The sequence below is a fragment of the Streptomyces sp. HP-A2021 genome (genome assembly GCF_022807935.1).
In the GTDB taxonomy this organism is placed as follows: Bacteria; Actinomycetota; Actinomycetes; order Streptomycetales; family Streptomycetaceae; genus Streptomyces; species Streptomyces afghaniensis.
In genome coordinates this window covers 8,608,230-8,633,748 of the sequence record NZ_CP094344.1, presented here as the reverse complement: position 1 = coordinate 8,633,748, position 25,519 = coordinate 8,608,230, and the positions used below count along the sequence as shown (strand labels likewise).

General features: G+C 70.0%; 28 protein-coding genes. 7 read left to right on the top strand and 21 right to left on the bottom strand.

Annotated features, from left to right (window positions below):
* Positions 1 to 86 precede the first annotated feature (86 nt).
* Positions 87 to 1,007 (top strand): class I SAM-dependent methyltransferase, encoded by a 921-nt coding sequence (locus MQE23_RS38970; protein WP_243381590.1) that lies wholly within the window; start codon positions 87 to 89, stop codon positions 1,005 to 1,007.
* A gap of 39 nt (positions 1,008 to 1,046) precedes the next feature.
* Entirely contained in the window at positions 1,047 to 1,331 is a 285-nt protein-coding gene (locus MQE23_RS38965) for a DUF6332 family protein (RefSeq protein WP_020276199.1), read from the top strand.
* Here MQE23_RS38965 and MQE23_RS38960 read toward each other — a convergent pair.
* Positions 1,292 to 1,957, bottom strand: coding sequence for a response regulator transcription factor (locus MQE23_RS38960; protein WP_020276198.1), 666 nt, complete (start codon positions 1,955 to 1,957; stop codon positions 1,292 to 1,294). The two genes, MQE23_RS38965 and MQE23_RS38960, sit on opposite strands and share 40 nt — an antisense overlap.
* A gap of 33 nt (positions 1,958 to 1,990) precedes the next feature.
* Entirely contained in the window at positions 1,991 to 3,214 is a 1,224-nt protein-coding gene (locus MQE23_RS38955) for a sensor histidine kinase (protein WP_243381589.1), read from the bottom strand.
* A gap of 225 nt (positions 3,215 to 3,439) precedes the next feature.
* Here MQE23_RS38955 and MQE23_RS38950 point away from each other — a divergent pair, with 225 nt between their 5' ends.
* Positions 3,440 to 4,351, top strand: coding sequence for a hypothetical protein (locus MQE23_RS38950; protein WP_243381588.1), 912 nt, complete (start codon positions 3,440 to 3,442; stop codon positions 4,349 to 4,351).
* Here the strand turns inward: MQE23_RS38950 and MQE23_RS38945 are convergent.
* Genes MQE23_RS38945 through MQE23_RS38930 form a run of 4 tightly spaced genes read right to left on the bottom strand, consistent with a single transcriptional unit; the run spans position 4,321 to position 6,779 of the window.
* Complete coding sequence (locus tag MQE23_RS38945; RefSeq protein ID WP_243381587.1) at positions 4,321 to 6,171, bottom strand: HEXXH motif domain-containing protein; 1,851 nt, start codon at positions 6,169 to 6,171, stop codon at positions 4,321 to 4,323. The genes MQE23_RS38950 and MQE23_RS38945 overlap by 31 nt on opposite strands.
* Positions 6,168 to 6,344, bottom strand: coding sequence for a hypothetical protein (locus tag MQE23_RS38940; RefSeq protein ID WP_154693902.1), 177 nt, complete (start codon positions 6,342 to 6,344; stop codon positions 6,168 to 6,170). Before MQE23_RS38940 ends, MQE23_RS38945 begins: the two co-directional genes overlap by 4 nt.
* Positions 6,345 to 6,387: 43 nt before the next feature.
* The gene (locus MQE23_RS38935) at positions 6,388 to 6,564 is read right to left on the bottom strand and encodes a hypothetical protein (RefSeq protein WP_243381586.1); all 177 of its coding nucleotides are present in this window, start codon (positions 6,562 to 6,564) and stop codon (positions 6,388 to 6,390) included.
* 44 nt (positions 6,565 to 6,608) lie between these two features.
* Positions 6,609 to 6,779, bottom strand: coding sequence for a hypothetical protein (locus MQE23_RS38930; RefSeq protein ID WP_020276192.1), 171 nt, complete (start codon positions 6,777 to 6,779; stop codon positions 6,609 to 6,611).
* A 114-nt stretch (positions 6,780 to 6,893) separates the two neighbouring features.
* Between MQE23_RS38930 and MQE23_RS38925 the strand changes: the two genes are divergently transcribed.
* A complete protein-coding gene (locus tag MQE23_RS38925; protein ID WP_243381585.1) occupies positions 6,894 to 8,102 on the top strand; it encodes a hypothetical protein in 1,209 nt (402 codons plus the stop codon).
* 36 nt (positions 8,103 to 8,138) lie between these two features.
* On the opposite strand, the gene MQE23_RS38920 is transcribed toward MQE23_RS38925, so the two are convergent.
* On the bottom strand, positions 8,139 to 8,873 hold the full coding sequence (locus tag MQE23_RS38920) for a TetR/AcrR family transcriptional regulator (protein ID WP_037672570.1): 735 nt from the start codon (positions 8,871 to 8,873) through the stop codon (positions 8,139 to 8,141).
* Positions 8,874 to 9,055: 182 nt separating this feature from the next.
* On the opposite strand from MQE23_RS38920, the gene MQE23_RS38915 reads away from it, so the two are divergent.
* The gene (locus MQE23_RS38915) at positions 9,056 to 9,505 is read left to right on the top strand and encodes a nitroreductase family deazaflavin-dependent oxidoreductase (RefSeq protein ID WP_020276189.1); all 450 of its coding nucleotides are present in this window, start codon (positions 9,056 to 9,058) and stop codon (positions 9,503 to 9,505) included.
* Here MQE23_RS38915 and MQE23_RS38910 read toward each other — a convergent pair.
* Complete coding sequence (locus MQE23_RS38910; RefSeq protein WP_020276188.1) at positions 9,489 to 10,733, bottom strand: geranylgeranyl reductase family protein; 1,245 nt, start codon at positions 10,731 to 10,733, stop codon at positions 9,489 to 9,491. The two genes, MQE23_RS38915 and MQE23_RS38910, sit on opposite strands and share 17 nt — an antisense overlap.
* Positions 10,734 to 10,867: 134 nt before the next feature.
* Here MQE23_RS38910 and MQE23_RS38905 point away from each other — a divergent pair, with 134 nt between their 5' ends.
* Both MQE23_RS38905 and MQE23_RS38900 read left to right on the top strand, forming a co-directional pair.
* Positions 10,868 to 12,223: a dipeptidase gene (locus tag MQE23_RS38905; protein ID WP_020276187.1), complete on the top strand. Its 1,356-nt coding sequence runs from the start codon at positions 10,868 to 10,870 to the stop codon at positions 12,221 to 12,223.
* Between the two features lie 61 nt (positions 12,224 to 12,284).
* Positions 12,285 to 12,986: an MBL fold metallo-hydrolase gene (locus MQE23_RS38900; protein WP_243381584.1), complete on the top strand. Its 702-nt coding sequence runs from the start codon at positions 12,285 to 12,287 to the stop codon at positions 12,984 to 12,986.
* Here the strand turns inward: MQE23_RS38900 and MQE23_RS38895 are convergent.
* The 13 genes from MQE23_RS38895 to MQE23_RS38835 all read right to left on the bottom strand — a co-directional run bounded on the left by MQE23_RS38895 (position 12,983) and on the right by MQE23_RS38835 (position 25,505).
* The gene (locus MQE23_RS38895; protein ID WP_243381583.1) at positions 12,983 to 14,068 is read right to left on the bottom strand and encodes a dipeptide ABC transporter ATP-binding protein; all 1,086 of its coding nucleotides are present in this window, start codon (positions 14,066 to 14,068) and stop codon (positions 12,983 to 12,985) included. The two genes, MQE23_RS38900 and MQE23_RS38895, sit on opposite strands and share 4 nt — an antisense overlap.
* A gap of 26 nt (positions 14,069 to 14,094) precedes the next feature.
* A complete protein-coding gene (locus MQE23_RS38890) occupies positions 14,095 to 15,195 on the bottom strand; it encodes an ABC transporter ATP-binding protein (protein WP_243381582.1) in 1,101 nt (366 codons plus the stop codon).
* A 27-nt stretch (positions 15,196 to 15,222) separates the two neighbouring features.
* Positions 15,223 to 16,215 carry an ABC transporter permease gene (locus tag MQE23_RS38885; RefSeq protein ID WP_020276181.1) on the bottom strand — a complete coding sequence of 331 codons (993 nt, stop codon included), beginning with the start codon at positions 16,213 to 16,215 and terminating at the stop codon, positions 15,223 to 15,225.
* A 74-nt stretch (positions 16,216 to 16,289) separates the two neighbouring features.
* A complete protein-coding gene (locus MQE23_RS38880) occupies positions 16,290 to 17,966 on the bottom strand; it encodes an ABC transporter substrate-binding protein (protein WP_020276180.1) in 1,677 nt (558 codons plus the stop codon).
* A gap of 77 nt (positions 17,967 to 18,043) precedes the next feature.
* On the bottom strand, positions 18,044 to 19,075 hold the full coding sequence (locus MQE23_RS38875) for an ABC transporter permease (protein ID WP_020276179.1): 1,032 nt from the start codon (positions 19,073 to 19,075) through the stop codon (positions 18,044 to 18,046).
* 306 nt (positions 19,076 to 19,381) lie between these two features.
* The gene (locus tag MQE23_RS38870) at positions 19,382 to 20,425 is read right to left on the bottom strand and encodes an NUDIX hydrolase (protein WP_020276178.1); all 1,044 of its coding nucleotides are present in this window, start codon (positions 20,423 to 20,425) and stop codon (positions 19,382 to 19,384) included.
* Between the two features lie 146 nt (positions 20,426 to 20,571).
* Complete coding sequence (locus MQE23_RS38865) at positions 20,572 to 20,802, bottom strand: hypothetical protein (protein ID WP_020276177.1); 231 nt, start codon at positions 20,800 to 20,802, stop codon at positions 20,572 to 20,574.
* A gap of 66 nt (positions 20,803 to 20,868) precedes the next feature.
* Positions 20,869 to 21,093 carry a hypothetical protein gene (locus MQE23_RS38860; RefSeq protein ID WP_020276176.1) on the bottom strand — a complete coding sequence of 75 codons (225 nt, stop codon included), beginning with the start codon at positions 21,091 to 21,093 and terminating at the stop codon, positions 20,869 to 20,871.
* 50 nt (positions 21,094 to 21,143) lie between these two features.
* A complete protein-coding gene (locus MQE23_RS38855; protein ID WP_020276175.1) occupies positions 21,144 to 21,419 on the bottom strand; it encodes a hypothetical protein in 276 nt (91 codons plus the stop codon).
* Between the two features lie 145 nt (positions 21,420 to 21,564).
* Positions 21,565 to 23,958, bottom strand: a complete 2,394-nt coding sequence (locus MQE23_RS38850) for an excinuclease ABC subunit UvrA (RefSeq protein WP_020276174.1) — start codon at positions 23,956 to 23,958, stop codon at positions 21,565 to 21,567.
* A 118-nt stretch (positions 23,959 to 24,076) separates the two neighbouring features.
* The gene (locus MQE23_RS38845; RefSeq protein WP_037672584.1) at positions 24,077 to 24,490 is read right to left on the bottom strand and encodes a VOC family protein; all 414 of its coding nucleotides are present in this window, start codon (positions 24,488 to 24,490) and stop codon (positions 24,077 to 24,079) included.
* A gap of 10 nt (positions 24,491 to 24,500) precedes the next feature.
* Positions 24,501 to 24,944, bottom strand: a complete 444-nt coding sequence (locus tag MQE23_RS38840; protein ID WP_020276172.1) for a helix-turn-helix transcriptional regulator — start codon at positions 24,942 to 24,944, stop codon at positions 24,501 to 24,503.
* Between the two features lie 93 nt (positions 24,945 to 25,037).
* Complete coding sequence (locus MQE23_RS38835; RefSeq protein WP_243381581.1) at positions 25,038 to 25,505, bottom strand: hypothetical protein; 468 nt, start codon at positions 25,503 to 25,505, stop codon at positions 25,038 to 25,040.
* Between the last annotated feature and the right edge of the window lie 14 nt (positions 25,506 to 25,519).

Here is a 25,519-nt window from a genome sequence, read left to right as displayed (position 1 = left end):
TTATGAGCTCAGTGTAAGCGCAGGTCGAGGCGGTGACACGGACAGTGGGCCCGGTGTGCGTGCCTTCGGAAAGGGGAGGATGCGGGATGGGTGACAGCGGGGACCTCGCGAGTGCGTACAACGACGACAGCGTGCTCTTCCGGGTGCTGCGGCACCTCGGCTGGGACAGCCTGGTCGACATCGGCTACTTCACGCTGCCCACCCTGCCGCTCGTGGTCCTGGCCGGTCCGGCGCCCTTTCAGCGCCGGCTGGCTCGCCGGTCGCTGGCGCTGCTGGACGCCCGGCCCGGGCAGCTCGTCCTGGACGCCGCATGCGGTCGCGGTGACACCACGGCGCGGTTGGGCGCCGCGGGATGCCGGGCGCTGGGGGTGGACATCCAGCCCGAGCAGATCGACCAGGCACGTCGCCGCTTCGGTGGCCTTTCCGGCGTGCGTTTCGCCGTCGCCGACGCCACGGCTCTGCCCCGGCAGGCAGCGCGGATCCCGCTGGCGGACGGTTCCTTCCACCGGGTGCACTGCCTGGAGGCCGCCTTCCACTTCGGCCATGAGGGCCGCAGGTCATTCCTGAGCGAAAGCTTCCGGCTGCTCCGCCCAGGAGGCCGGCTCGTCATCGTGGACGTCACGTCCCGTACGGACCAGCCGATCGGGACTCTCGACGCGACCGGCCTCGTACGCGGGACCTGGCGCTTCGACGACATCGAACCGTACGAACGGTACCCGCTGCTGGCGTCCGCCGCCGGCTTCACCACGCGCCGGATCCTCGACTGGACCACTCCCGTACTCCACCGGGCAGCCCAGCTCTGTGCCCTGTTCGCCGGTGCCGCCTCCACCCGGGCCGGCCGACAGGCCCTGTGCGTGCGGTGGCCCGGCCTCAGGACACTCGACGCACAGGACTGGGACGAGGTCATCTCCGTCGTCCGGGCTCACCGGGCCATCGGACGCGTCACTCGCTACACGGCGTACGTCCTCGACAAACCCGCGGACGGCGTCGCCGACGTCGCCCCGTAGTCGCTTGCCCACCGGAGGCCTTCCTGTTTGACTCGCCGTATGACCAGTCACGGGGGACGCCGCACGCAGGCCGAACGGGATGCCGTCACCGTCGAGATCGGGTACGCGCTGTGCAGCGCGGCGTTCGCGGCGGCGGTCGTCTTCGGGGCCGTGGCCGGTCCCGCGCTGCTCTTCGACCTCCCGGACACGCCGGAGCGTCTGCTGCTGCGCGCCGGGCTGGTGCTCGCGCCCGTCCTCTTCGCCGCCCGGGTCGTCAGTGTGCTGGTCCGGTTCCGCTCGGCGGATCAGCCCAGCCAGCCCGGCCGCACCAGCCCGGACTCGTAGGCGAGCACGACCAGTTGGGCCCGGTCGCGGGCGTGCAACTTCACCATCGTGCGGCTGACGTGGGTCTTCGCGGTGAGCGGGCTGACGACCAGGCGGCGGGCGATCTCCTCGTTGGACAGGCCGATGCCGACCAGGGCCATCACCTCCCGCTCCCGCTCCGTGAGCCCGGCCAGCACGTCGGCCGCCGCGGGCTCCTTGGAGCGGGCCGCGAACTCGGCGATCAGGCGGCGCGTCACCCCCGGCGAGAGCAGCGCGTCGCCCGCGACCACCGCCCGTACGGCGCGCAGGAGTTCGTCCGGCTCGGTGTCCTTGACCAGGAAGCCGGAGGCCCCCGAGCGGATGGCCTCGAAGACGTACTCGTCGAGTTCGAAGGTGGTGAGCATGACCACCTTGACGTCCTTCAGGTCCGGGTCCTCGGTGACCCGGCGGGTCGCGGCCAGGCCGTCGAGCGCGGGCATGCGGATGTCCATCAGGACGACGTCGGGCCGCAGTTCGCGGATCCGGCGCACCGCCTCCTCTCCGTCCGGGGCCTCGCCCGCCACCTCGATGTCGGGCTGCGCGTCGAGCAGCGCCCGGAACCCGGCCCGGACCAGTGACTGGTCGTCGGCGAGCAGTACGCGGATCACCGTCGTCCTCCTGACGTGGTTCTGGGGTACGGCTCAACGGCCGGCGGAAGCACTCAACGGAAGTACGGCGAGCACCCGGAAACCGCCGTCCGGGCGGGGTCCCGCCTCGATGGTGCCACCCAGCGCGGCGGCCCGCTCCCGCATACCGGCCAGCCCGTTGCCGCTGCCGCCCGCATCGGCCCCGGTCGCCGGCCCGTCGTCGTCGACGCGCAGCCGCAGCACGCCCGCGTCGTACGCGAAGTGCACGCGGGCGTGCCGCGAGCCCGAGTGCCGTACGACGTTGGTCAGGGCCTCCTGGACGATCCGGAAGGCGGCGAGGTCCGTGCCGGGAGCGAGCCGGGGCGGCTCCCCCTCGACGTCCACCGTGAGGCCCGCGCTCGCCGCATGCTCCACCAGCTCGGGCAGCCGGTCCAGCCCGGGCGCGGGGGCGCGCGGCGCGTCACCGGGCGCGCGCAGTGTGTCGAGCACCTGGCGGACCTCGCCGAGCGCCTCCTTGCTCTGGGCCTTGATCGTGGTGAGCGCCGTACGGGCCTGTTCGGGATCGGAGTCGAGGAGCGCGAGGCCGACCCCCGCCTGGACGTTGATCACGGAGATGCTGTGGGCGAGCACGTCGTGCAGCTCCTGCGCGATCCGCAGCCGCTCCTCGTCGGCCCGCCGCCGCGCGGCCTCGGCACGCTCGGCCCGCTCCCGTGCCCACTGCTCGCGCCGGACCCGGAACAGCTCCGAGACCGCCGCGATCGCCACCACCCAGGTGGCGACCACCAGCTCCTCGCCCCAGGAGGCGGCGGAGTCCCCCGACGGCGGCAGCCACTGGTAGAGCCAGTGCGCCACCAGGACGTGCCCAACCCAGAGCGTTCCCATCGCCGCCCACGCCGCCCGGCGGTGCCCGGCGACGATCGCGCTGAAGCACGCCAGCGCGACGGTGAAGAGCACCGGCCCGTACGGATACCCGGCCCCCAGGTAGACCATGACGGCACCCGCGGTGCCGAAGACCACGGCGACCGGATACCGCTTGCGCCACAGCAGCAGCGCCCCGGCCACCAGCAGCAGGACCCGCGCGAAGGGGTCCAGGGCCGCCCGCTCGCCCTCCTGGCCGTGAGCGGCGAAGTTCGAGCCGGCCAGCACGAAGACCGTGACGACGACGGTGGACCGCCAGGGCCAGTGGGGCGCGCGCTCCCCCTCTCCCCACCGGTCCCACCAGGGAGGACCGTGCCGCCACCACTGAGGCGGACCGCCCCGCACCCGCTGCTCGTCCATACCGCCACGCTAGACGCCGTCGGTCCGGGGCGGCGTCACCCCGGCGTGGTGATCACACGTACTCCCGGGGAAGTACGTCGTCCGCCGGGGCGGCCTCGCCCGGATGCCCTCGCCGACCGCGCGTCGGCAGGAGGAGGCGTTGCATGACTTTGTGTGCTCGGCTGGTCACGAGACTGCTGCCGAAGCGACAATGGCGGGCACGGCACGTACCGGGGGGAGAACGGTGTGGGGCAGCCACGGGACGACGGGGTCAGCGCGACCCTCGCGGCGTTCGTTTCTGCGGTGGTATCGACTGTGCTCACGATCGCGGGAACGCTGGTGAGTCTGAGGTCCAGCGCCTCTCAAACCGCGCTCTTCCTCGTGCTCACGTGGTTACTGATCACCGCCTCCATCGCAACCGGCCTGGTCGCCGTTTGGCTGTTGGCCGACCGCATCCGCAAAGGAGTGCGCGACCTGGCACATCTGCGAGACCTGGAAGCGTACGTGCCCCAGCTCATCCGCTTCCGCCATCGACACGACACCTTCGTCATCTCGGGCGACGGGAATGCGACGTTGAGGATTTCGTGCGATGTCGAGTCGCCGAATGCCGCGGTGGTGCCGTGGATCTCCTTCCCGATGATCGCGGAGGTACCTCCGGAAAATCCGGCATGGACGAGCGTTTCGGTGCTTCGCGTCAGCGTGGACGGTGTGGAGTCCGATCCGTCCATCGCCTTCGTACGAAGGGAGCGCAAGATACCGGCCGACCCGACAGCCCTCGACGGACGGCTGGTCGAGTCGGGCGCCGTTCGCGTACCTGTTTCTCTGGATCCGGGCCGCACTCGTTGCTCCTTCACGGTCGAGCTGGAACTCTGCGGTGCTTTCGGTTTTGTCGAGCGTGAGGAAAAGTGCTACACCGACGTCTCATACGTCACCGAGAGCCTCGAAGTCACGATCACCGGCCGCGACGGCCTCACCATTTCCTCTTCGCCATATGCGCAGAACCGTGTGGAAGCGCAGCAGTTGGGCATGGAAATGCCCGACGCCCCCGAGTCGCAGTTGCAGTCCCGGTTCTGCCGGACCGCTGACGGCGTGCGGTGGAAGACGGCGCAGGCCAAACTCGGATACCGCTACGCCATTCCCGTACGCGGACGCTCATAGCCGTCGTCACCCGTGGAGAGACGGTCTGCGAGCCAGGTGGCGAGCGTGTCTGGTTGCGGCGCTTCCGTCCCAGCCCGCAACAACCGGTGGACCGCTCGTACGAGTTCGGGTCGTCGCAGCAACAGCGTGGGCCCGGGCCCGGACGCGAGGCAGGACCAGGCCAACGCGAAGCCGATCCAGGACGGGGGGTGGTCCGGGTCACCTGCGATCTCCGCGCGGTAGCTGTCCAGGGCGTCGGCGTAACGGCCGTCGGCGAGCGCGAGGTCGGCGACTGTCGCTCCGGTCGACTCGGCCAGAATCGGGTTCACGGAGGACGAGCCCTCCCGGACCGCGCACCGCAGGAGATCGACACGAGCGAGGGACCACGGGCCGTCGGGCTGCGATACGAGTGATTCCGTGCATCGGCCTGGTGCGCCATCCTCATCCGGCTCCTGCCATGCGCGGGCCAGACCGGCCACGACACCAGGATCGGGTCGCAGATGGCGCAGGCGCCATCCGGCCCGGTGATCGGCGGTCACGACCTCCGCCACACGATGCTGCGGAGAGACGTCTCCCCAGGTGACGAGCTGTTCCGCGATCCCATCGAGAAAGCGACGGCCGGCTTCGGTCACAGTCCGTTCGGCCAGCAGGGCACGAGCGGCCTCCAGCGTCGGCTCCAGCCACCGCGCGCAGGTGAACGCGGCGAAGTCGGCGACCGCGTCGTCTCCGGACCTGGCCGCGGCCCGCCAGAACTCCGTCACTCCGAAAAAGGCGTAGACGCCCTGCAGCAACCCTGCGGCAGGGCGCGGGTCGTCACGCCAAGGGGCGTAGAAGAGTCGCCCCTCGTCCTGCCGCGTCAAGGGGACCAAGTGGAGGAGGCCACCCAGCAAGACGTGTTGATACTCGTGAACGAGGATCTCCGCGAGATCCTCGGCCGCGTGGGGCCGGGCAACGTTGATACCCGCGAAGGCCTCGCCACTGGAGGCGGAGATCAGCGGAAAGCGGCTGGTGGAAGGACGTGGGACTACGACGTCCAGACCGGCGCTCATCGCATCCGCCTTGTCGGGAATGTGACGGCACACGAGGTGCCAGGCCTCGTCGAGCATGCCCTGCCACCTGGTGACCTCGGCATCGTCGAGGCGATGTGGATCGAGCGTCTCGTAGAGTCCGCGGTACGGATCCAGGTCGTCCAGCCGCAAGGACAGAACGTGTGAGCCCTCCCGGCACGTGAGGCGTCGAAGTGCCCACCACCCGGTGGCGTCCTGCGAGAGGTCAGGCGGCAGCCGTACCGTGTTGTCGCCGATGTCGATACGGCGATCCCGATCGCAGGACCGGATTCGGGCCACGGACCACTGATCGACGCGGTCGGCCGGCGAGAAGGCCGCGCCCAGGGTGGGCAGCGAGACAGTCCCGCTCCTGGCCGGCACTCGTACGTCCACATCGATCCCTGCGTGCAGGGCGGCCGCGGCGGCGATGCTGTGCAGTTGACCGAGGTGGACCCATGCCGGGGTGGGATCCGTCGGGTGCCCGCGACGCAGATGGCGCAACGTGAAGCCGGCCCACCCGGCGACATACGGGTACGACAAGACGGTCTCCAGCGCCGCTGGTGCGCTCTGCTGGACGCGATCCAGCACCTGCCAGGCCGACTCGGTCGGCGGGAGAGGACCTCGGGCCTTCGAAGATGAGGCGGCTTCGTCCCGAATGGCACGTAACAACAGCAGCGTACGGCTGCGCTCGGCCTTCCTGACCTCGTGGACGACTTCGGGACCCGCGGCTCCGCGGGCGATGGCGTCGAGGGTGCTCAGGGAGATGCGATGACGGGAAATCCCTGTGCCCGTCAACCGATACGCTCCGCGCCACCGCCGGGTCCCCCCTCGCCGGACGCGGCGATCGCCTGCACCCCCTCGACCTGCATACCGACCCATTCAGCCCCGCGACGCACAGCGGTGTCGTCAGTGCCGAGGACATCGCGAAGTCGAACAGCCGTGAGATCCGGCATCTGCGATTCGATCACGTCAGCTCCCCTACCAGGAATGCGGTGAGGCGGTCATGGACAGTCAGCCGATGCGCTCCGCGCCGCCACCGCCCGGGCCGTCGTTGGACACGGCGACCGCCGGCACCTCGTCAACCTGCATACCGACCCACACAAGCCCACGACGCACCGCGACATCGTCAATGCCGAGGACATCTCGGAGTCGAACAACCGTGAGATCCGGCACCTGCGATTCGATCACGACAACTCCCCTACGCGTAATGGCGGTGATGCGGTGATGGGCGGTCAGCCGATGCGCTCTGCTCCCCCGCCCGGTTCACCGCCACCGGCACAGACGGACGGCGTACGATCGCACTGCCCGATCACCCAGTTGAGGGCGGCCATCGTTTGTTCATCGCTCGCATGGGCAAGATCGGTCATCATCACACCGCTCAGATCGGGCAGTTGAGTTTCCAAAGGATTCTCCGTCCTTCTGGGCGAGCGGTACGAGGTCGCTCATCATCCGAGTATGACTCCACCCACGAAAGCCCGGAAGCCCTGCCGTCGGCCACACATCGGAGCCGCACTCCCATGAGCGAGACTCTGTACGAGGCGCTGGAGCAAGTTCTTCGCGGTTGGCACCGATTCGAGACGGAGCGGGGAAACTCGCCGGTCATCGACTTCGACTGCGCGCCCGCGCCGGCCCCGGCGGCGCTGGGCAGGCTCGAAGCACTGCGGCGTCTGCGTTCGCTCCTCGACCGCGCTCGGGAGGTGGCCGACGGCCGTCTTGTGCGGGAGATCCAGGCTCAGCTCGCCTACCTCTCCACACTGCTCGGCGAGCACCTTGCCTTTGACACCTACGTGCGCCGGACCCAGGGCTGCGGCACACGAGGCTGGCCGGCCGGCTACGTCACGGAGCGCGGTGATGAGGTTCGCCGCCTTCTGGCCGACGCAGGGATCGCCTGGGGGCCGAATACCGCCCACGACCTGAATCGCGCCGAGGGCATCATCGCCCCTGAAGCGGCGGCCGAAGCGGTCAGCCGTGCAGCGGCCTCGTTCGAGCCGCGCGTACGTACTGCGGTTGGTGCGACGGCGCCCTATGACTTGACGATCGAGGCGGTTCGGGTCGATGCCTACTGGTCATACTGGCTGGATGGAGCCGGGCGGACCGTACGACTGCGCATCAATCTCGAACGGGCAGCCCTCACCGTCGTTCAGGCCAGGCTGTTCGCGCTCCATGAGGTTCTCGGCCACGGGTTGCAGAGCGCGGGGTTCCACGCGGCCTTCGCGAGGGGCAAGCAGGAGTGGCTGCCGCTGCTCACGGTGCACTCGCCCTGTCAGGTGGTTCTCGAGGGGCTGGCACAGTCGCTGCCTCTGTTCGTCGCCCCCGACGACCACCAGCTGATGACACGCGTGCGCCTGGAGCACTATCTGCAACTGGTGTGCGCAGAGTTGCACGTGGCCATCCATTCCGGCGTGAGTGCCGATGCCTGCGCGGCCCACGCTGTGTCACGGGTGCCCTTCTGGGACGACACCCAGATCGCGGACATGCTCTCCGACCGGGGCGCGGATCCGCTGCTGCGGACGTACCTGTGGGCATATCCGGCCGGCTTCGACTGGTTCATGGCCCTGGCCGAGGCTCCTCCCGCGACGGCTGCCGACGTTCTGCGAGCTGCTTACCACCGGCCCCTCCATCCGGCCGACCTCGCTGATCTGTGGCCCGACGGCCCGGTGATCGGAGGCCCCGGCCCCCACGGATGGTGGGCCCCCGAGCCCCGCCGGCCTTCCGGCAGTGCATAGTGCTGCGCGCCCGAGGAGTGCGGGGCCGCCGCCGGCTCAGTCGTTGTGAGGTCCGGGGCTCTTCGCGGCAGGCCCCCGCTGCGGATACACCAGCCCCACCCCGTGGGCGAGTTGCCCCACCGCATACCGGAAGAACACCTCCCGGTCCTCCACCACCCGGTTGAACTGCCCGAACAGCTCGAACCCGACCAGCCCGTACAACTGGGCCCAGGCGGCGACGAGCACCGTCACCACCTCCGGCGGGAGGTCCGGCGCGAGGTCGGCGGCCATCCGCTCGGCCTCCGGGCGCAGGTCCGCCGGGAGCGAGGGCCGGGCCAGGCCGAGGCCGCGGTACGCGTCGCGCACGACGCCGATGAGCAGGAGACCGACGCGGGCGGCGGCCGGGACGGTGGTGTCGGGGGCGGTGTAGCCCGGGACGGGCGATCCGTAGATGAGGGCGTACTCGTGCGGATGGCCGAGCGCCCAGCGCCGCACCGCCTCGCACACCGCGATCCAGCGTTGCAGGGGGCCGGAGCCGGCAGCCGCGTCGTGTGCGGCCTCGGCGGCCTCGCCGAGGGAGTCGTAGGCGTCGATGATGAGGGCGGTCAGCAGGTCGTCACGACTGGGGAAGTAGCGGTACAGCGCGGAGGAGACCATGCCGAGCTCGCGGGCGACGGCCCGCAGCGAGAGCCGGGCGGCGCCGTCGGCCGCGAGCTGTCTGCGGGCCTCGTCCTTGATGGCCGCGGTGACTTCGATCCTGGCCCGGGCACGGGCGCCGTGTGCGGTGCTCATGCGTGTCATCGTGCCACGGAAGCAGAGCAGTGCACACAAACGAGAGCAGCAATCATAAACGAGAGCAGTGCTCTTGCTTTGGAGCACCGACCTCGTGCAGACTGGCACCAGAGAGCGAGAGCAGTGCTCACAAAAGAGAGCACCGCTCCACACCACCGCTCCACATCGACCAGGGGGACCCCATGTCCACGCACGTCCGCAAGCCCGGCTGGTTCACGATCAACGTCTTCAACCGGCTCGTCGCCTGGCTGACCCGCCGCGGCATCAGCGTCTGGGGCTCCCGCGTCCTCGCCGTCCGCGGCCGCAAGAGCGGCCAGTGGCGCACCACCCCGGTCAACCTGCTGACGCTGGACGGCCGGCAGTACCTGGTCGCACCCCGCGGCCACGTCCAGTGGACGCACAACATGCGCGCGGCGGGCGGCGGCGAACTGCACCTCGGCAAGCACGTGGACACCTTCACCGCGACCGAGGTGGCCGACGACGACAAGACCCCGATCCTGCGCGCCTACCTCAAGCGCTGGAAGGCGGAGGTCGGGGTCTTCTTCAACGGCGTCGGCCCCGACTCTCCGGACGACCAGCTGCGTCGGATCGCCCCCGACCACCCGGTCTTCGAGATCACTCTGAAGGGCTGATCTCCTCGCCCGTCGCGGCGGGACGGCGGTCCAGCGCGGTCAGGGCCCGCTGGGCCACCGGATACGTGCGGACGATCTCGCCCAGCGACGTCGAGCCCTGCGTGATCTCCTTGAACGCCCTCCAGGCCGGGCGGAAGCTCGTCAGCGCCGCGTGAAACAGCCCGGGGCGGCGCTCGAACACGGTCAGCAGCCGCTTGCCGACGCTCATCTCCACACCGAGCCCGGCCTTGACCGCGAAGGCGTAGTTGAGGGCCTGCCGGCGCGTGTCCACGGCGTCGTGGGCCTCGGCGATCCGCACCGCCCACTCCCCCGCGAGCCGCCCGGACCGCAGCGCGAAGGAGATGCCCTCGCGGGTCCACGGCTCCAGCAGCCCCGCCGCGTCGCCGCACACCAGCACCCGCCCGCGTGAAAGCGGCGAGTCGTCGGCCCGGCAGCGGGTCAGGTGCCCGGAAGAGATGCTCGGTTCGAAGCCGGCGAGACCCAGCCGCCCGACGAACTCCTCCAAGTACCGCTTCGTCGCGGCTCCTTCGCCCCGCGCCGAGATCACCCCGACCGTCAGGGTGTCGCCCTTGGGGAAGACCCAGCCGTAACTGCCGGGCATGGGACCCCAGTCGAGGAGCACCCGCCCCTGCCAGTCCTCGGCGACGGTCTCCGGCACCGGGATCTCCACCTCCAGGCCGAGGTCCACCTGGTCGACCTTGACCCCGACGTGCGCCCCTATACGGCTGGCGCTGCCGTCCGCACCGACCACGGCCCGCGCGAGCAGGACCTCGCCGCCCTGCAGGAGCACGGCGACCGTGCGCCGGTCGGGCACCGCCGAGCCGTGCTGCTCGACCCGCTGGACCGTGACACCCGTACGCAGCTCGGCGCCGGCCTTCTGCGCGTGCTCGACCAGCTGCTGGTCGAACTCGGGCCGGTTGATCAGCCCGAACAGCATCTGCTTGGACCGGCGGGTGCGCGTGAAGCGGCCGTTGTTCGAGAACGTCACCGCGTGCACCCGGTCCCTGAGCGGCAGCTCGAAGCCGGGCGGGAGGGCGTCGCGCGAGGGGCCGATGATGCCGCCGCCGCACGTCTTGTACCGCGGCAGCTCCGCCTTCTCCAGCAACAGCACGCGTCTGCCGGCGACCGCCGCCGCGTACGCGGCCGAAGCGCCCGCGGGTCCCGCGCCCACCACGACGACGTCCCACACCTGTCGCACGTCGTCCGCCGAAGAGTTCTCGCTGCTCACGATGGTCTACTGCTCCCGATCAAGCCGCCTGCCCCTGCTGTCTCCCGCATCCTACGGCGGACCTGGCCACAGGCCGCTGTGGGAGGATCTACGGCACTCACTGCTACAACGTCGCACCCACGAGGAGCGTGCCCATGCCGTCGAATCCGGTCGCCGAGACCGTCGCCTCGCTGATGCCCAGGGCGAAGGAAGAGCTCGCCGAACTGGTGGCCTTCCGGTCGGTGGCGGACTTCGACCAGTTCCCGAGGAGCGAGAGCGAGGCCGCCGCCCGCTGGGTCGCGGACGCGCTCGCCGCCGAGGGGTTCCAGGACGTGGCCCTGCTCGACACCCCCGACGGCACGCAGTCGGTCTACGGCTGCCTGCCGGGCCCCGAGGGCGCGAAGACCGTCCTGCTGTACGCCCACTACGACGTGCAGCCGCCGCTGGACGAGGCCGGCTGGACGACCCCGCCGTTCGAACTGACCGAGCGGGACGGGCGCTGGTACGGGCGCGGGGCCGCCGACTGCAAGGGCGGTGTCGTCATGCACCTGCTGGCGCTGCGCGCGCTGAAGGCGAACGGCGGCGTCCCGGTCCATGTGAAGGTGATCGCCGAGGGCTCGGAGGAGCAGGGCACGGGCGGCCTGGAGCGGTACGCGGAGGCGCACCCGGACCTGCTGGAGGCCGACACGATCGTCATCGGCGACGCGGGCAACTTCCGTGTCGGGCTGCCGACCGTCACGTCCACCCTGCGCGGTATGACTCTCGTCCGCGTGCGGATCGACACGCTCGCCGGAAATCTGCACTCGGGCCAGTTCGGCGGTGCCGCGCCGGACGCGCTGGCCGCCCTGATCCGGGTCCTGGACTCGCTGCGCGCCGAGGACGGTTCGACGACCGTCGACGGACTCACCGGCGACTCGGCCTGGGAGGGGCTCCAGTACGACGAGGAGCGGTTCCGGCAGGACGCCAAGGTGCTGGACGGCGTCGATCTGATCGGCTCCGGGACGGTCGCCGACCGCATCTGGGCGCGCCCGGCCGTGACGGTCCTCGGCATCGACTGCCCGCCCGTCGTCGGCGCCACCCCGTCCGTGCAGGCGAGCGCCCGGGCGTTGATCAGCCTGCGCGTGCCGCCGGGCGTGGACGCGGCCGAGGCGACCAAGCTGCTCCAGGCGCACCTGGAGGCGCACACGCCGTGGGGTGCGCGGGTGAGCACCGAGCAGATCGGCCAGGGCCAGGCCTTCCGCGCCGACACCACCAGCCCGGCGTACCAGGCCATGGCCGACGCGATGGCGGTGGCGTACCCGGGGCAGGAGATGCAGTACGCGGGCCAGGGCGGCTCCATCCCGCTGTGCAACACGCTCGCCGCGCTCTATCCGCACGCGGAGATCCTGCTCATCGGGCTGAGCGAGCCGGAGGCCCAGATCCACGCGGTGAACGAGAGCGTCTCCCCCGAGGAGCTGGAGCGGCTGTCGGTGGCGGAGGCGCTGTTCCTGCGCAACTACGCGGCGAGCTGACCGCTCTGCCCTCGGCAGAAGGCCCTCGTCCGCGGACGAGGGCCTTGCCTACGGTCGTCCGATGGACGTCATCGGGCTCCTCCCCCGCCTGCACCTGCTGCGCTTCCCGGTGGGCCAGGCCTACCTCTGGCACGACGGCGGTGAACTGACGCTGGTCGACGCCGGCCCGGCCGGCTCCGGCGCCCCCATCGCCGAGGCGGTGACCGCCCTCGGCCGGCATCCCCGGGACGTGCGGCGGATCGTGCTCACCCACTTCCACGAGGACCACGCGGGCGGGGCGGCCGAGTTCGCCGCGCTCAGCGGCGCCGAGGTGCTGGCCCACCGGCTGGACGCGCCCGCCGTACGGGGCGAGATCCCGGGCCCGGAGCCGGTGTTCGAGGACTGGGAGCGGCCGCTGCACGAACAGGCGCTGAAGCTGCTGCCCCGGGGTGACTACGCCCGGCCCCGGGAGGTCACCGAACTGTCCGGCGGCGAGGTGCTGGACATCGGCGGCGGGGCGCACATCGTGCACGTGCCAGGACACACGCACGGCAGCATCGCGCTGCATCTCCCGGAGCACGGCGTGCTGTTCACCGGTGACACGGTCGCCGCGTCGCCTGTCGACGGCACGGTGATGCCGGGGGTGTTCAACCTCGACCGCGCCCAGGTGCTCGCGGCCTGTCTCCGCCTGGCCGAGCTGGACGCGGACGTGGCCTGCTTCGGTCACGGGGATCCGGCGCTGAGGCAGGCGGCCCGGTCGCTGAGGAACGCGGCGCGCGCTTAGCCGAGCGCCGGATCGAGGACGATGTCCTCCTCGCGCGCCGCGACCGTCGGCTCCTCGGGGAAGTGGCAGGCGGTGAGGTGGCCCGCGGGGCTGCCCTCGGCCCGTACCAGCCGCGGTTCCTCGGTGGCGCACTTGTCCTGGGCCTTCCAGCAGCGGGTGCGGAAGCGGCAGCCGGAGGGCGGGTCGATCGGTGAGGGCACGTCGCCGGCCAGCCGGATGCGCTCGCGGCGCTGCGTGGCGTCCGGGTCGGCCTCGGGCACGGCGGACAGCAGCGCGTGCGTGTAGGGGTGCCGTGGCCGGGTGTAGAGCGACTCCCGGTCGGCCACCTCGACGATCTTGCCGAGGTACATCACGGCGACGCGTTCGGAGAAGTGCCGTACGACGGCGAGGTCGTGGGCGATGAAGACGAAGGCGATGCCGAACTCCCGCTGGAGGTCCTGGAGCAGGTTGACGACCTGCGCCTGGATGGACACGTCCAGTGCGGAGACGGGTTCGTCGGCGACGATCAGCTTGGGCCGCAGGGCGAGGGCGCGGGCGATGCCGATGCGCTGGCGCTGGCCGCCGGAGAACTCGTTCGGGTAGCGGTTGTAGTGCTCGGGGTTGAGGCCCACCGTCTCCAGGAGTTCCTGGGCGCGCCGCTTGTGGCCCTGGGGCGGGTTGATGCCGTTGAGCCGCATCGGCGTCTCGACGATGGTGCCGACGGTGTGCCGGGGGTTCAGCGAGGAGTACGGGTCCTGGAAGATCATCTGGAGGTTGCGGCGGGCCTCCTCCATCCGTCCGGGAGGTTGGTGGGTGATGTCCTCGCCGTCGAACACGACGGACCCGCCGGTGGGTTCGAGCAGCCGGGTGATCAGGCGGCCGGTGGTCGACTTGCCGCAGCCGGACTCGCCGACCAGGCCCAGCGACTCGGCGGGCCCGACCGAGAAGTCGATGCCGTCGACGGCTCGCACGGCCCCGATCTGCCGCTGGAAGATGATGCCCTGCCGGAGGGGGAAGTGCTTCTGCAGACCGCGCACTTCGAGGAGGTTCTCGCCGGTGGGGCGGTCGGTGGTCGGCCCGGTGAGGGGCTGGGTGGTGCTCACGGCTTGCTCCTTTTCGTCCGCCGCCGTCACTGCGCGGCCCGTACGGCGTCGGTGCCGCGGTCGTCCGGGCCGGTCCCGCCGCGGATCTCCTGCTTGGCCTCGTCGGTGAGATGGCACGCGGCGAGGTGCCCTCCGGTGCCGGAGACGAGGCGCAGCTCGGGCCGTTCCACGGTGCAACGCCCCTCCGGTGCCCAGCCCTTGTAGGCGCAGCGCGGGTGGAAGGAGCAGCCGTCCGGCAGGTTGATCAGGCTCGGCGGGGTGCCGGGGATCGGGTTCAGCCGTTCGCCGACGTCGCCGGTGAGGTGCGGCATGGACTGCAACAGGCCCCAGGTGTAGGGGTGCTGGGGCTGTTTGAGGACCTCGCGGGTGGTGCCGTACTCGATCCGGCGGCCGCCGTACATCACCAGGATGTCGTCGGCGATGTCGGAGACCACGCCGAGGTCGTGGGTGATGATGACGACGGCGGAGCCGAACTCCTCCTGGAGATCGCGGATCAGGTCCAGGATCTGTGCCTGGACGGTGACGTCCAGGGCGGTGGTGGGCTCGTCGGCGATGAGCAGGGCGGGGTCGCAGACCAGGGACATGGCGATCATGGCGCGTTGGCGCATGCCGCCGGAGAACTGGTGCGGGTAGTCCCTGACCCGGCGTTCGGGCTGCGGGATGCCGACCCGCTTGAGCATCTCCACCGCGCGGTCCTTGGCCTCCTTCTTGGAGACCTTGTGGTGGACGCGGTAGGCCTCGGCGATCTGGGAGCCGACGGTGAAGAAGGGGTGCAGCGCGGAGAGCGGGTCCTGGAAGATCATGGAGACCGTGCGGCCGCGCAGTGCGCGCATCTCGGCCTCGGGCAGGGCGACGAGTTCCCTGCCCTCCAGCCAGATCTCGCCGGAGACCCGGGCGCGGGTGCCCTTGTGCAGTCCGAGCAGGGCCAGCGAGGTCACCGACTTGCCGGAGCCGGACTCGCCGACGATGCCGAGGGTCCTGCCCTTCTCCAGGGTGAAGGAGACGCCGTCGACGGACTTGACGAGGCCGTCCTCGGTCGGGAAGTGCACCCTCAGGTCGCGTACGTCGAGGAAGGGTGCGGGCGCGGGCGTGACGTCCGCGGGCTGCGGTGAGGTCTGAACGGACACGGGTGTTCCTAAGGACGAAAGGGGGGCTCAGGCGAGGCGCACGCGCGGGTCGACGAGGCCGTACACCAGGTCGACGACCACGTTGGCCAGGACGACGAACGTCGCGGCGAAGAGCGTGGTGCCGAGGATGACGGGCAGGTCGGAGTTCTGGACGGAGTCGACCGCGAGCTTGCCGATGCCGTTGATGCCGAACACGGACTCGGTGATGACCGCGGAGCCGCCGATCAGGGAGCCGACGTCCATGCCGAAGATGGTGATGATCGGGGTGATGGCGGCCCGCAGTCCGTGCTTGAGGACGACGGTGACGGCCGGCAGGCCCTTGGCGCGGGCGGTGCGCATGTAGTCCTCGGCGAAGACCTCCAGCATGGAGGAGCGGGTGAGCCGGGTGTACATCGCGAGGTAGACGATGACCAGGGTGGCCCACGGCAGGATCAGGCCCTTGAACCAGCCCGCCGGGTCCTCGGTGATCGAGGTGTAGCCGGAGGTCGGCAGGATCTGGAACTTGTCGACGAAGAGGTACAGCAGGAGCAGGCCGATGAAGTAGATCTGCACCGACACGCCGAACAGGGCCAGTCCGACCGCCGCCTTGTCGGCGGCCCTGCCCCTGCGGACCGCGGCGAGGGTGCCGAGGCCGACGCCCAGGATCAGGAAGGCCACCGCGGCACCGAGACCGAGTGAGAGGTCAGCCGGGAAGTCCTGCAGGAGCGTGGTCAGCACGGGGGTGTCGGTCTGGAAGGAGATGCCGAGGCAGGGCGCCGCGCAGTGGATGCGGACGCTCTGGTCGCCGTAGTCGCGGCCCGCGACGAGTCCCTTGATGAACTCCCAGTACTGCGTCAGGTAGCTCTGGTCCAGGCCCAGCGAGTGCTTGATCTCCGCGAGACGGGAGGGCGAGCAGGTCTTTCCGCAGGCCAGGAGCGCGGGATTGGACGGCAGCGCGAAGAAGATGAAGAACGTGATCGTGGTGATCACCAGCATGATCACGGCCGCTGCCAGCAGCCGTCTGATGAGGTAACGAAACATGGGGTGCCGGGACCTGACGTGAGTGGGGTGCCCGCCGGCGGCCTGGGCCGCCGGCGGGGTTCAGAGGGGGTGCGTCACTGCTTGATGTAGGCGTGCACCAGGCTGGGTTCGGCCATGATCGAGTCGTCGATGACACCGCCCACCTTCGAGCCGCTCACCTCGCTGAAGTTCATGTACATCAGCGGGACCACGGCGGCGTCCTTCAGGATCTGCTCGTCCAGCTCTCCGTAGGCGGCGTTGCGCTGCTTGATGTCGGTCATCTTGCCGATCTTGTCGATCTGCGCGTTGACCTTCGGGTCGTTCAGGTACGAGAGGTCGTTGTTGGACTGCGGGAGCTTCTTGATCTGGCGCCCGTCGAAGAGGGTGGGCAGCACGGTGGAGGCGTTCGGCCAGTCCGCGATCCAGTCGCCCCACGTCAGGTCGTACTGGTTCTTCACGTTGTCCACGGTGCTGAAGTAGTTGTTCTTGTCGATCGGGGTGATGTTCACCGTGATGCCGATCTTCGCCAGCGCGGTCTTCACGGCGTCGGCGAAGTGCTCGTGCGTGGGGATGTTCTCCACCGCGAGCGACATCGTCGGCTTGGGGTTGCCGGCCTGCTTCATCAGGGCCTTGGCCTTGGTGAGGTCACCGGCGGGGTTGCTGCTGTAGAGGTTGAAGTCCTTGTGGCCGTCGATACCGGGGGCGAGCATCGTGGTGGCGTAGTTGCCGTAGGCCGAACCGCCGAAGGCGCCGCGTACGGTGGTCTTGTCGACGGCGTACTCGATCGCCTGACGGACCTTGATGTCCTTGACCCGGTTCAGGTTGATCGCCATGTAGTTGATGCCCGGGGCCGGGATCTTGTAGTAGCGCGACTTGAGCGAGGGATCGCCCGCCATCGTCGTCAGGTCGGAGCCGGCGATCGGCGTCTGCGTGATCGCGGTCTGGGCGGAGCCGCCGTCGGACTTGATCTGCTGGTCGATGGCGGCCTGGTCCTGGCCGAACTTCGCGTCGATCTCGTCGAGGTTCTGCTGACGGATCGGGTCGGTCGACTGGCTCCAGTTCTTGTTCCGGACGAGGACCATTTCCTTGTTCTTGGCGTACGACTTGATCATGTAGGGCCCGTCGGACCAGACGTGCGTGTCGTACGTGGCGCCGGTGTCGTGGGCCTTGGGCACGGCCGACCACCCGGTCATGGCCGTCGTCTCGTTGAAGTCGGCGACGGGCTGGTTGAGATGGAAGACGAGGGTGTACTTGTCCGGCGTCTGGATCGAGGCCAGCTGCTTGCCCTTGTACGGACCCTTGTAGGAATCACCGCCGACCAGCCACTGACTGGCGTACGGCGGGCCGCCGTTGATGTCCGGGGAGAACGCCCGCTCGACGCCGTACTTGACGTCCTGCGCGGTGACTTCGCTGCCGTCCTGCCACTTGACACCGTGGCGCAGGTGGAACGTCCACACCGTGGCGCCCTTGCTGGGCGTTCCGGTGTCGGTGGCCAGGTCGCCGACCAGCTTGGGCTCGGACGCCGTCTCGTCCCAGCCGGTGAGGGTGCGGACGAGCTCGTAGTCCATGCTCGAACCCTCGGTGGTGTACGTCCGCTGGGGGTCGATGTGGTTGAAGTCGGCATCGTCGAGGATCGTCAGCGTGCCGCCCTTCGACGGGGAGCCGCTGGCGCTGTTGCCGGAGGACCCTCCGCATGCGGTGGCCCCCAGGGCGATCATCACGGCGGAGGCCGTGAGAGCGACCGTGCGCGATCTGCGCGTGCTGCGCGTCATTGAGGAAACTCCGTTTCTTGCTACGGGCTCGGCGGCCGTTCGTGGGGCCGCCGGGCCGACACTCGGGGGGTGGCTTGTCAGCCGCGCCGGGCGCGGGGATCCAGGGCGTCCCGGACGCCGTCCCCGAGGAGATTGAGCGCCAGGACCAGGAGGAAGAGCAGGACGCCGGGCACGAAGAGGTACATCGGGTCCTGGAGGAAGAACTGGGAGGCGTCCGACAGCAGCGCTCCCCAGTCCGGGTTGGGCGGGATGACGCCGACGCCCAGGTACGACAGGGCCGCCTCGGTGGTGATGTTCTGCGGGACGGCGAGGGCGAAGGAGATCAGGATCGGCGCCCACAGGTTGGGCAGCAGCTGCCGGAAGAGGATGTGCCGCCGGCCGGCGCTCATCAGCCGCGCGGCGTCGACGAACTCGCGCTCGCGCAGGGACAGCACCTGGCCGCGCACCAGACGGGCGGTGTAGGCCCAGGCGAAGACGGCGATGTTGAGGACGAGGACGAGCAGCCGGAGGTTCTCGTCGGTGCCGCCGTGGCTGTTGGTCTGCAGGGCGTTCTGGATCACCGGGGTGAGCGCGATGATGAACAGCAGCTGTGGGAACGCCAGCATCACGTCCATGACCCGGGACAGCAGGGAGTCGACCCAGCCGCCGAAGTAGCCGGCCGCGAGCCCTGCCACGACACCGACCGCGGTGGACAGCGCGGCCGAGGCGAAACCCACGTAGAGGGAGGTGCGCAGACCGTAGACGATACGGGCGAACAGGTCGTAGCCGGTGCCCGGTTCGACTCCGAGGAGGTGCTGGGCGCTGATGCCGCCCAGGGATCCGTAGGGGAAGTTGCCCGTGTCGGGGTTGATCGCCTTGTTGTCGGGGGTGATCGGTCCCCAGCTGGTCAGCGCGGTGAGGACCGGCGCGAGCAGTGCGATCGCGATGAACAGGAGGGTGGCCACCAGGGCGGCCATGGTGACCTTGTCCCCCCTGATCCGCTTCCAGGCCATGCGGGCCGGTGAGCGGCCGGCGACGACGGTGTCGGCGGGTCGGGGGTCCTGCGTCGACGGCTCGGTCAGCAGCGCGGTGCCGCCGCCGGCGTCGGCCGGCTGGTGTTGCGTGGTCATCGTACGGACATCCCGGATCTGCCCCTGAGGCAAGGAAATTGAGTGGCGGTCGAAAGTGCCGCCGTGAGACTCTGCGGACTTTCGCAACGACGTGCGAGTCCGGTCAAGCCGAGCAGGGGCCGGAAAAGGGATTGTTTGCGGTCATGGAAAAGTGTTGACGAGCACGGGGAATGTGATTACCCGCCGCGTGAGGGAGTGCGGGAGATTCCTTGGGCAGCGATTGGCAGTGGCTGCGTGGACGTTTCCTTTTGCTTTTCCCTCGGAATCCCCCGCGCCGGGTAAAGGGCACTGACGGAGAGCTCGGCGTCAGCCGACCGGCACTCCGGCTTCCAGATAGAACGCCGCTCCGCGTTCGCGCGCCCTCAGAGCCCAGCGCAGCCGCTCGTAGCGCACCGGCGGCAGCAGGTCGGCGGCCTCCTCCTCGGTGACGAACCGCCAGTCGCGCAGCTCCGGCCCGGGCAGCAGCAGCCGTCGGGCCTCCGTGGAGTCGAGGAGGCCGCCGTCGAAGAGGAGCCGCAGTCCGCCGAACCCGGGGGGCGAGGGGCGCTCCCAGTCGACGACGAGGAGGCTCGGTACCTCGTCGAGGTGGATGCCGGTCTCCTCGGCGACCTCCCGCACACCGGCGCGCGCGGGCGCCTCACCGGGTTCGACGACCCCGCCGGGGAACTCCCAGCCGGCCTTGTAGGTGGGGTCGACGAGCAGCACCCGGTCCTGTTCGTCGAAGAGCAGCACTCCGGCGGCGAGTGTCTCGGCGGTGGGCTCGGGTGTCTGCACGATGTCGCAGGCGGGCACGGAGCCGCTGTTGACGGCCTCGGCGATCCGGGCGGCGGTCTCGTGGGGCGTGAGGTCGCTGGTGTCGACCGGGTGGGCGTCGGCGGTGAGCCAGGAGGCGAGGGCGGCGCGGTACGGCTCGATGTGGTCGAAGGACCACTGGCGTATTCGCATCTCGCCGTCGGGCAGGTCCGGCGGAACCTCGCGGCCCGCTATCCGCTCCCGCAGTATCGTTTCGGCCGGAGCGAGCAGGATGTGGCTGACCGGAATCCTGCGGGCGGCCAGGCCGCCGAAGATCTCGTCGCGGTACTCCTGGCGCAGCAGGGTCATGGGGACCACCAGGGTCCCGCCGAGCTCGGCGAGCATCGCGGCCGCCGTGTCGATCACGAGCCGTCGCCAGATCGGCAGGTCCTGGAAGTCGCCGACCTCGGCGAGGTGTTTGGGCGGTAGCAGGTACCGGAGCGCTCCGCCGATGACCTCGGGGTCGAAGAGCGTGCTGTTCGGGATCAGTTCGATCAGTTCCTGTGCGGTGGTGGTCTTCCCCGCACCGAACGCGCCGTTGATCCAGACGACGGTCACAGGTCCCCCTCTTCTGTTGGCCCCCTGAGGCTTGCCCGCTCCACCCTGCCACGGAAACCAGCCGCAGTTGAGGGCGCATGACGACGGCGCCGGCGCCCCCGCACGCGGGGAGCGCCGGCGCCGTGGGCCCGGGCCTGAGCGGCTCGTCAGCCCTTCTTCTTCGGAGCGCCCTTCTTCTGGGCACCCTTGTTCTTCTGAACGCCATCCTTCCCGGCAACGGACAGGCCGTCCTTGCCGACGGCCTGGTCGAGCGTCTTGAGAGTCTCGTCCACGTTGATGGCGGGGAGCTTCTCTCCGACAGCGTGCGACGGAGTGACCGCGGCGACGACGAAGCCGGTGGCCAGGGAGGCGATGGCGAGCATGCTGCGCTTCTTCATGCCCGACTCAACTGCCGGACCCGCTCCGGGGTCACGCCGCTGGGCCGTTCGGGGGAAGCGCCGGCTTCACCCGGGCCCCGTACCCCAGGTGCCGGGGCCGCCGCCGCGCCACTCGATCAGGCCCGTCGCCGCCACGTACGCCTCGTCCGCATCCTCGATCCCCGCCCGCCGCAGGAACTCGGCGACGTCCAGCAGCCCGTACGCGATCCCGAGGAACTGGTCGTCCACGCGGACCCGCCGGCCACCGTCCGTGGCGGGCGGGTAGACCACGACGGGTTTCACGGACGCCATGGCACCAGGGTGCGCGGGAACGGCGCCGGGCGCTCGCCGGAGTGGGCCGTTCAGCCCGCCTTCTGCGCCTGGCGGAACTCGTGGACGTCGGCGGTGAGCGTGCCGTCCTGCTGTTCGTAGTGGGACAGGGCGAGTCCGAGACCGAAGAAGGTGGGCGCCCATTCGCCGACGAAGATGCCCCAGCGGTCGGCGCGGGCGACGTTGACGCCGGGTTCCACCTTCAGGGAGCCCGCCCAGGCGACGACACTGAGGCCGATGGATGCCATGGCGGCGATGTAGGCGTGCTCGCTGCGGACGCCCATCTCGTGCATCTTCTTGATGATCATCAGCGGCTCCGTTCTGTGGAGGGTCAGGGGATGGAGTGCCCTCGAAGGCGCACTGATATTCACACTTTCGCCCCTTATGTCCAAAAAAAATCGGGGCCGTGAGAGGAGTCTCGGAGTACTCGCCTCACGGCCCCGCAGAACGCCGTCATGCCCCCACGTACGCCGCCAGGTGCTCCCCGGTCAGGGTGGAGCGGGCCGCGACGAGGTCGGCCGGTGTGCCCTCGAAGACGATCCGGCCGCCGTCGTGGCCCGCGCCGGGGCCGAGGTCGATGATCCAGTCGGCGTGCGCCATGACCGCCTGGTGGTGCTCGATGACGACGACGGACTTGCCGGAGTCGACGAGCCGGTCCAGCAGGCCGAGCAGCTGCTCCACGTCCGCGAGGTGCAGGCCCGTGGTCGGCTCGTCGAGGACGTAGATGCCACCCTTGTCCGCCATGTGCGTGGCCAGCTTGAGGCGCTGCCGCTCGCCGCCGGAGAGCGTGGTGAGCGGCTGGCCGAGGGTGAGGTAGCCGAGGCCGACGTCGGCGAGCCGTTCCAGGATCCTGTGCGCGGCCGGGGTGCGTGCCTCGCCCGTGCCGAAGAACTCCTCGGCCTCGGCCACCGACATCGCGAGCACCTCGCTGATGTCCCTGCCGCCGAGGTGGTACTCCAGCACCGAAGCCTGGAACCGCTTGCCCTCGCAGTCCTCGCAGGGGGTGTCGACGCCGGCCATCATGCCGAGGTCGAGGTAGATCACGCCGGCGCCGTTGCAGGTGGGGCAGGCGCCCTCGGAGTTGGCGCTGAACAGGGCCGGCTTCACCCCGTTGACCTTGGCGAACGCCTTGCGGATCGGGTCGAGCAGCCCGGTGTAGGTCGCGGGGTTGCTGCGCCGCGAGCCCTTGATCGGGCTCTGGTCCACCGAGACGACCCCCGCGTCGGCGGGGACCGACCCGTGCAGCAGGGAGCTCTTGCCGGAGCCGGCGACACCGGTGACGACGGTGAGCACCCCGAGCGGGATGTCGACGTCGACGTCCCGGAGGTTGTTCGCCGTCGCGCCCCGGATCTCCAGCGCGCCGGTGGCCTTGCGGACCGTCTCCTTGACGGCGGCCCGGTCGTCGAGATGACGGCCGGTGACGGTGTCCGCGGCCCGCAGCCCCTCGACCGTGCCCTCGAAGCAGACGGTGCCGCCCGCCGTGCCGGCGCCGGGGCCGAGGTCCACGACGTGGTCGGCGATCGCGATCGCCTCCGGCTTGTGCTCCACGACGAGCACCGTGTTGCCCTTGTCCCGCAGCCGCAGCAGCAGGTCGTTCATCCGCTGGATGTCATGCGGGTGCAGGCCGATGGTCGGCTCGTCGAAGACGTAGGTGACGTCCGTGAGCGAGGAGCCGAGGTGGCGGATCATCTTCACGCGCTGCGCCTCGCCGCCCGACAGGGTGCCCGCCGGCCGGTCGAGCGAGAGATAGCCCAGGCCGATCTCCACGAACGAGTCGAGCGTCCCCTGCAACGCGGTGAGCAGCGGCGCCACGGACGGCTCCGAGAGCTTCCGGACCCACTCGGCCAGGTCCCTGATCTCCATCGCGCAGGCGTCGGCGATGCTGATGCCGTCGATCTTCGAGGATCTGGCGCCCTCGCTCAGCCGGGTGCCGTCGCACTCGGGACAGACGGTGAAGGTGACCGCCCGCTCCACGAACGCCCGGATGTGCGGCTGCATCGCCTCCTTGTCCTTGGACAGGAACGACTTCTGGATCTTGGGGATCAGCCCCTCGTAGGTGAGGTTGATGCCGTTGACCTTGATCTTGACCGGTTCCCCGTAGAGGAAGGCGTGCAGCTCCTTCTTGGTGTACTCGCGGATCGGCTTGTCCGGGTCGACGAAGCCCGACTGGGCGTAGAGCTGCACGGTCCACTGGCTGTCCGACTTCCAGCCGGGGATGGTGAACGCGCCCTCGGACAGCGACTTGGAGTCGTCGTAGAGCTGGGTGAGGTCGATGTCGGAGACCTTGCCGCGGCCCTCGCAGCGGTTGCACATGCCGCCGGTGCGCTCGAAGGTCGCCTTCTGCGCCTTGGTCTTGGCGCCCCGCTCGACGGTGATCGCGCCGCTCGCGCGGACCGATGCGGTGTTGAAGGAGTACGCGCTGGGCGGGCCGATGTGCGGCTTGCCGAGCCGGCTGAAGAGGATGCGCAGCATCGCGTTGGCGTCGGTGGCGGTGCCGACCGTGGAGCGGGGGTCGCCGCCCATCCGCTGCTGGTCCACGGCGATCGCGGTGGTCAGCCCGTCGAGCACGTCGACCTCGGGCCGGGCCCGGTTGGGCATGAAGCCCTGGAGGAAGGCGCTGTAGGTCTCGTTGATCAGCCGCTGCGACTCCGCGGCGATCGTGTCGAACACGAGCGAGCTCTTGCCCGAGCCGGAGACGCCGGTGAACACCGTCAGCCGGCGCTTGGGGATCTCGATGCTGACGTCCTTGAGGTTGTTCTCGCGCGCGCCGTGCACACGGATCACGTCGTGGCTGTCGGCGACGTGCGGTCCGGACGACTGTCTGTCCGTCCTCGTGGCCATGCTCATCGGTCTCCATCTGTCGGGCGGGGCTGCCGCGGTCGGACGATCTGTGTCCCCGCGCCGGCCCTGAGGCGCGGCGCGGGGGTGTTTCGTGTGGATCCGTGGGCCGGCTGCTACCGGGCCGTCACGGCTCGAGCTGCTGGATGCGGACCATGTTGCCCGCAGGGTCGCGGAAGGCGCAGTCGCGAACGCCGTACGGCTGGTCCACGGGCTCCTGGACCACCTCGGCGTCGCCCGCCTGCACCCGTTCGAAGACGGCGTCGACGTCGGGGGTGGCCAGGACGATGCTGGCGTAGGTCCCCTTGGCCATCATCTCGGCGATGGTCTTGCGCTCGTCCTCGGTGATCCCGGGGTCGGCGGCCGGCGGATGCAGCACGATGTTCGTGCCGGGCTGGCCGACGGGGCCGACCGTGATCCAGCGCATGCCCTGGTATCCGACGTCCTTGCGGACTTCGAAGCCGAGGGTGTCGCGATAGAACGCCAGGGCGGCGTCCGGGTCGTCGTGCGGAAGGAAGCTGGCGTGAATGGTGAGGTCCATGGCCATCACGCTAGTTTCGGCCCGGGGCGGGCGCTTCTCGATTCCTGATCGGTCTGGTCACCTGCTTCGCCACGCACGACGGAATGCCCGCGGTGGCGAGGACCGCCTGGCGCCGGAAGGCGCTTGGCGGCATGCCGACCAGTTCCGTGAAACGGGTACTGAAGGTGCCCAGAGACGAGCAGCCGACCTCGAAACACACCTCGGTGACGCTGAGGTCCCCACGGCGCAGCAACGCCATGGCGCGCTCGATGCGGCGCGTCATGAGGTAGCTGTACGGCGACTCGCCATAGGCGCGCTTGAACTCGCGGCTGAGATGCCCGGCCGACATGTGCACCCCCCGGGCCAGCGCCTCGACGTCCAGCGGCCGTGCGTACTCCCGGTCGATCCGGTCCTTGACCCGGCGCAGGAGGGCGAGGTCGCGCAGGCGCTGCGCCGGGGCGGGTCTGCTGCTCACAAGCGCGATCGTGCCACATAGCACTGACATTCGGGCGTTTTCCGCGGGAAGGCCCGGTATTCCGGACCGGCGTCCGTCAGGTTCAGCAACCCGTCAGGTGTAGTACGTGTCGAACGTCCCGATCCACCAGGCGGCGAGCGGCAGGAGGCACACCTGTACCCCGGCCGTGATCCAGCACCGGCCGAGGACCGCGATCCCGAAGGTCCACCACGCCGTCGTGTGCAACGCGCTCACGACTCCGGCCTGATACCCCTGCCCGGTGGGGTCCATCATGCCGGGATAGCCCATCCAGTCCTCGGCGAAGACGCCGTCCGCCCCGAACACGATGGCCGCCGACACGAGCCGCAGATCTGCCAGAAAGGCCGTCACGGCGAGTGCCACGTCGAAGCGCAGGTACACGGGCGCAGGCAGCAGCAGCCGCGCCGCGGGGTGTCCGTCGCGCCGCATCCAGTCCTCCGCCCGGCCACGGACGAGCGTGACGACGGCGTACACCAGCGCGCCGGCCGCCGCCGCCCATCCGCCCATGAACGCCAGCCCGAAGAACAACATCCCGATGCCCATGCCGGGCCAGATGC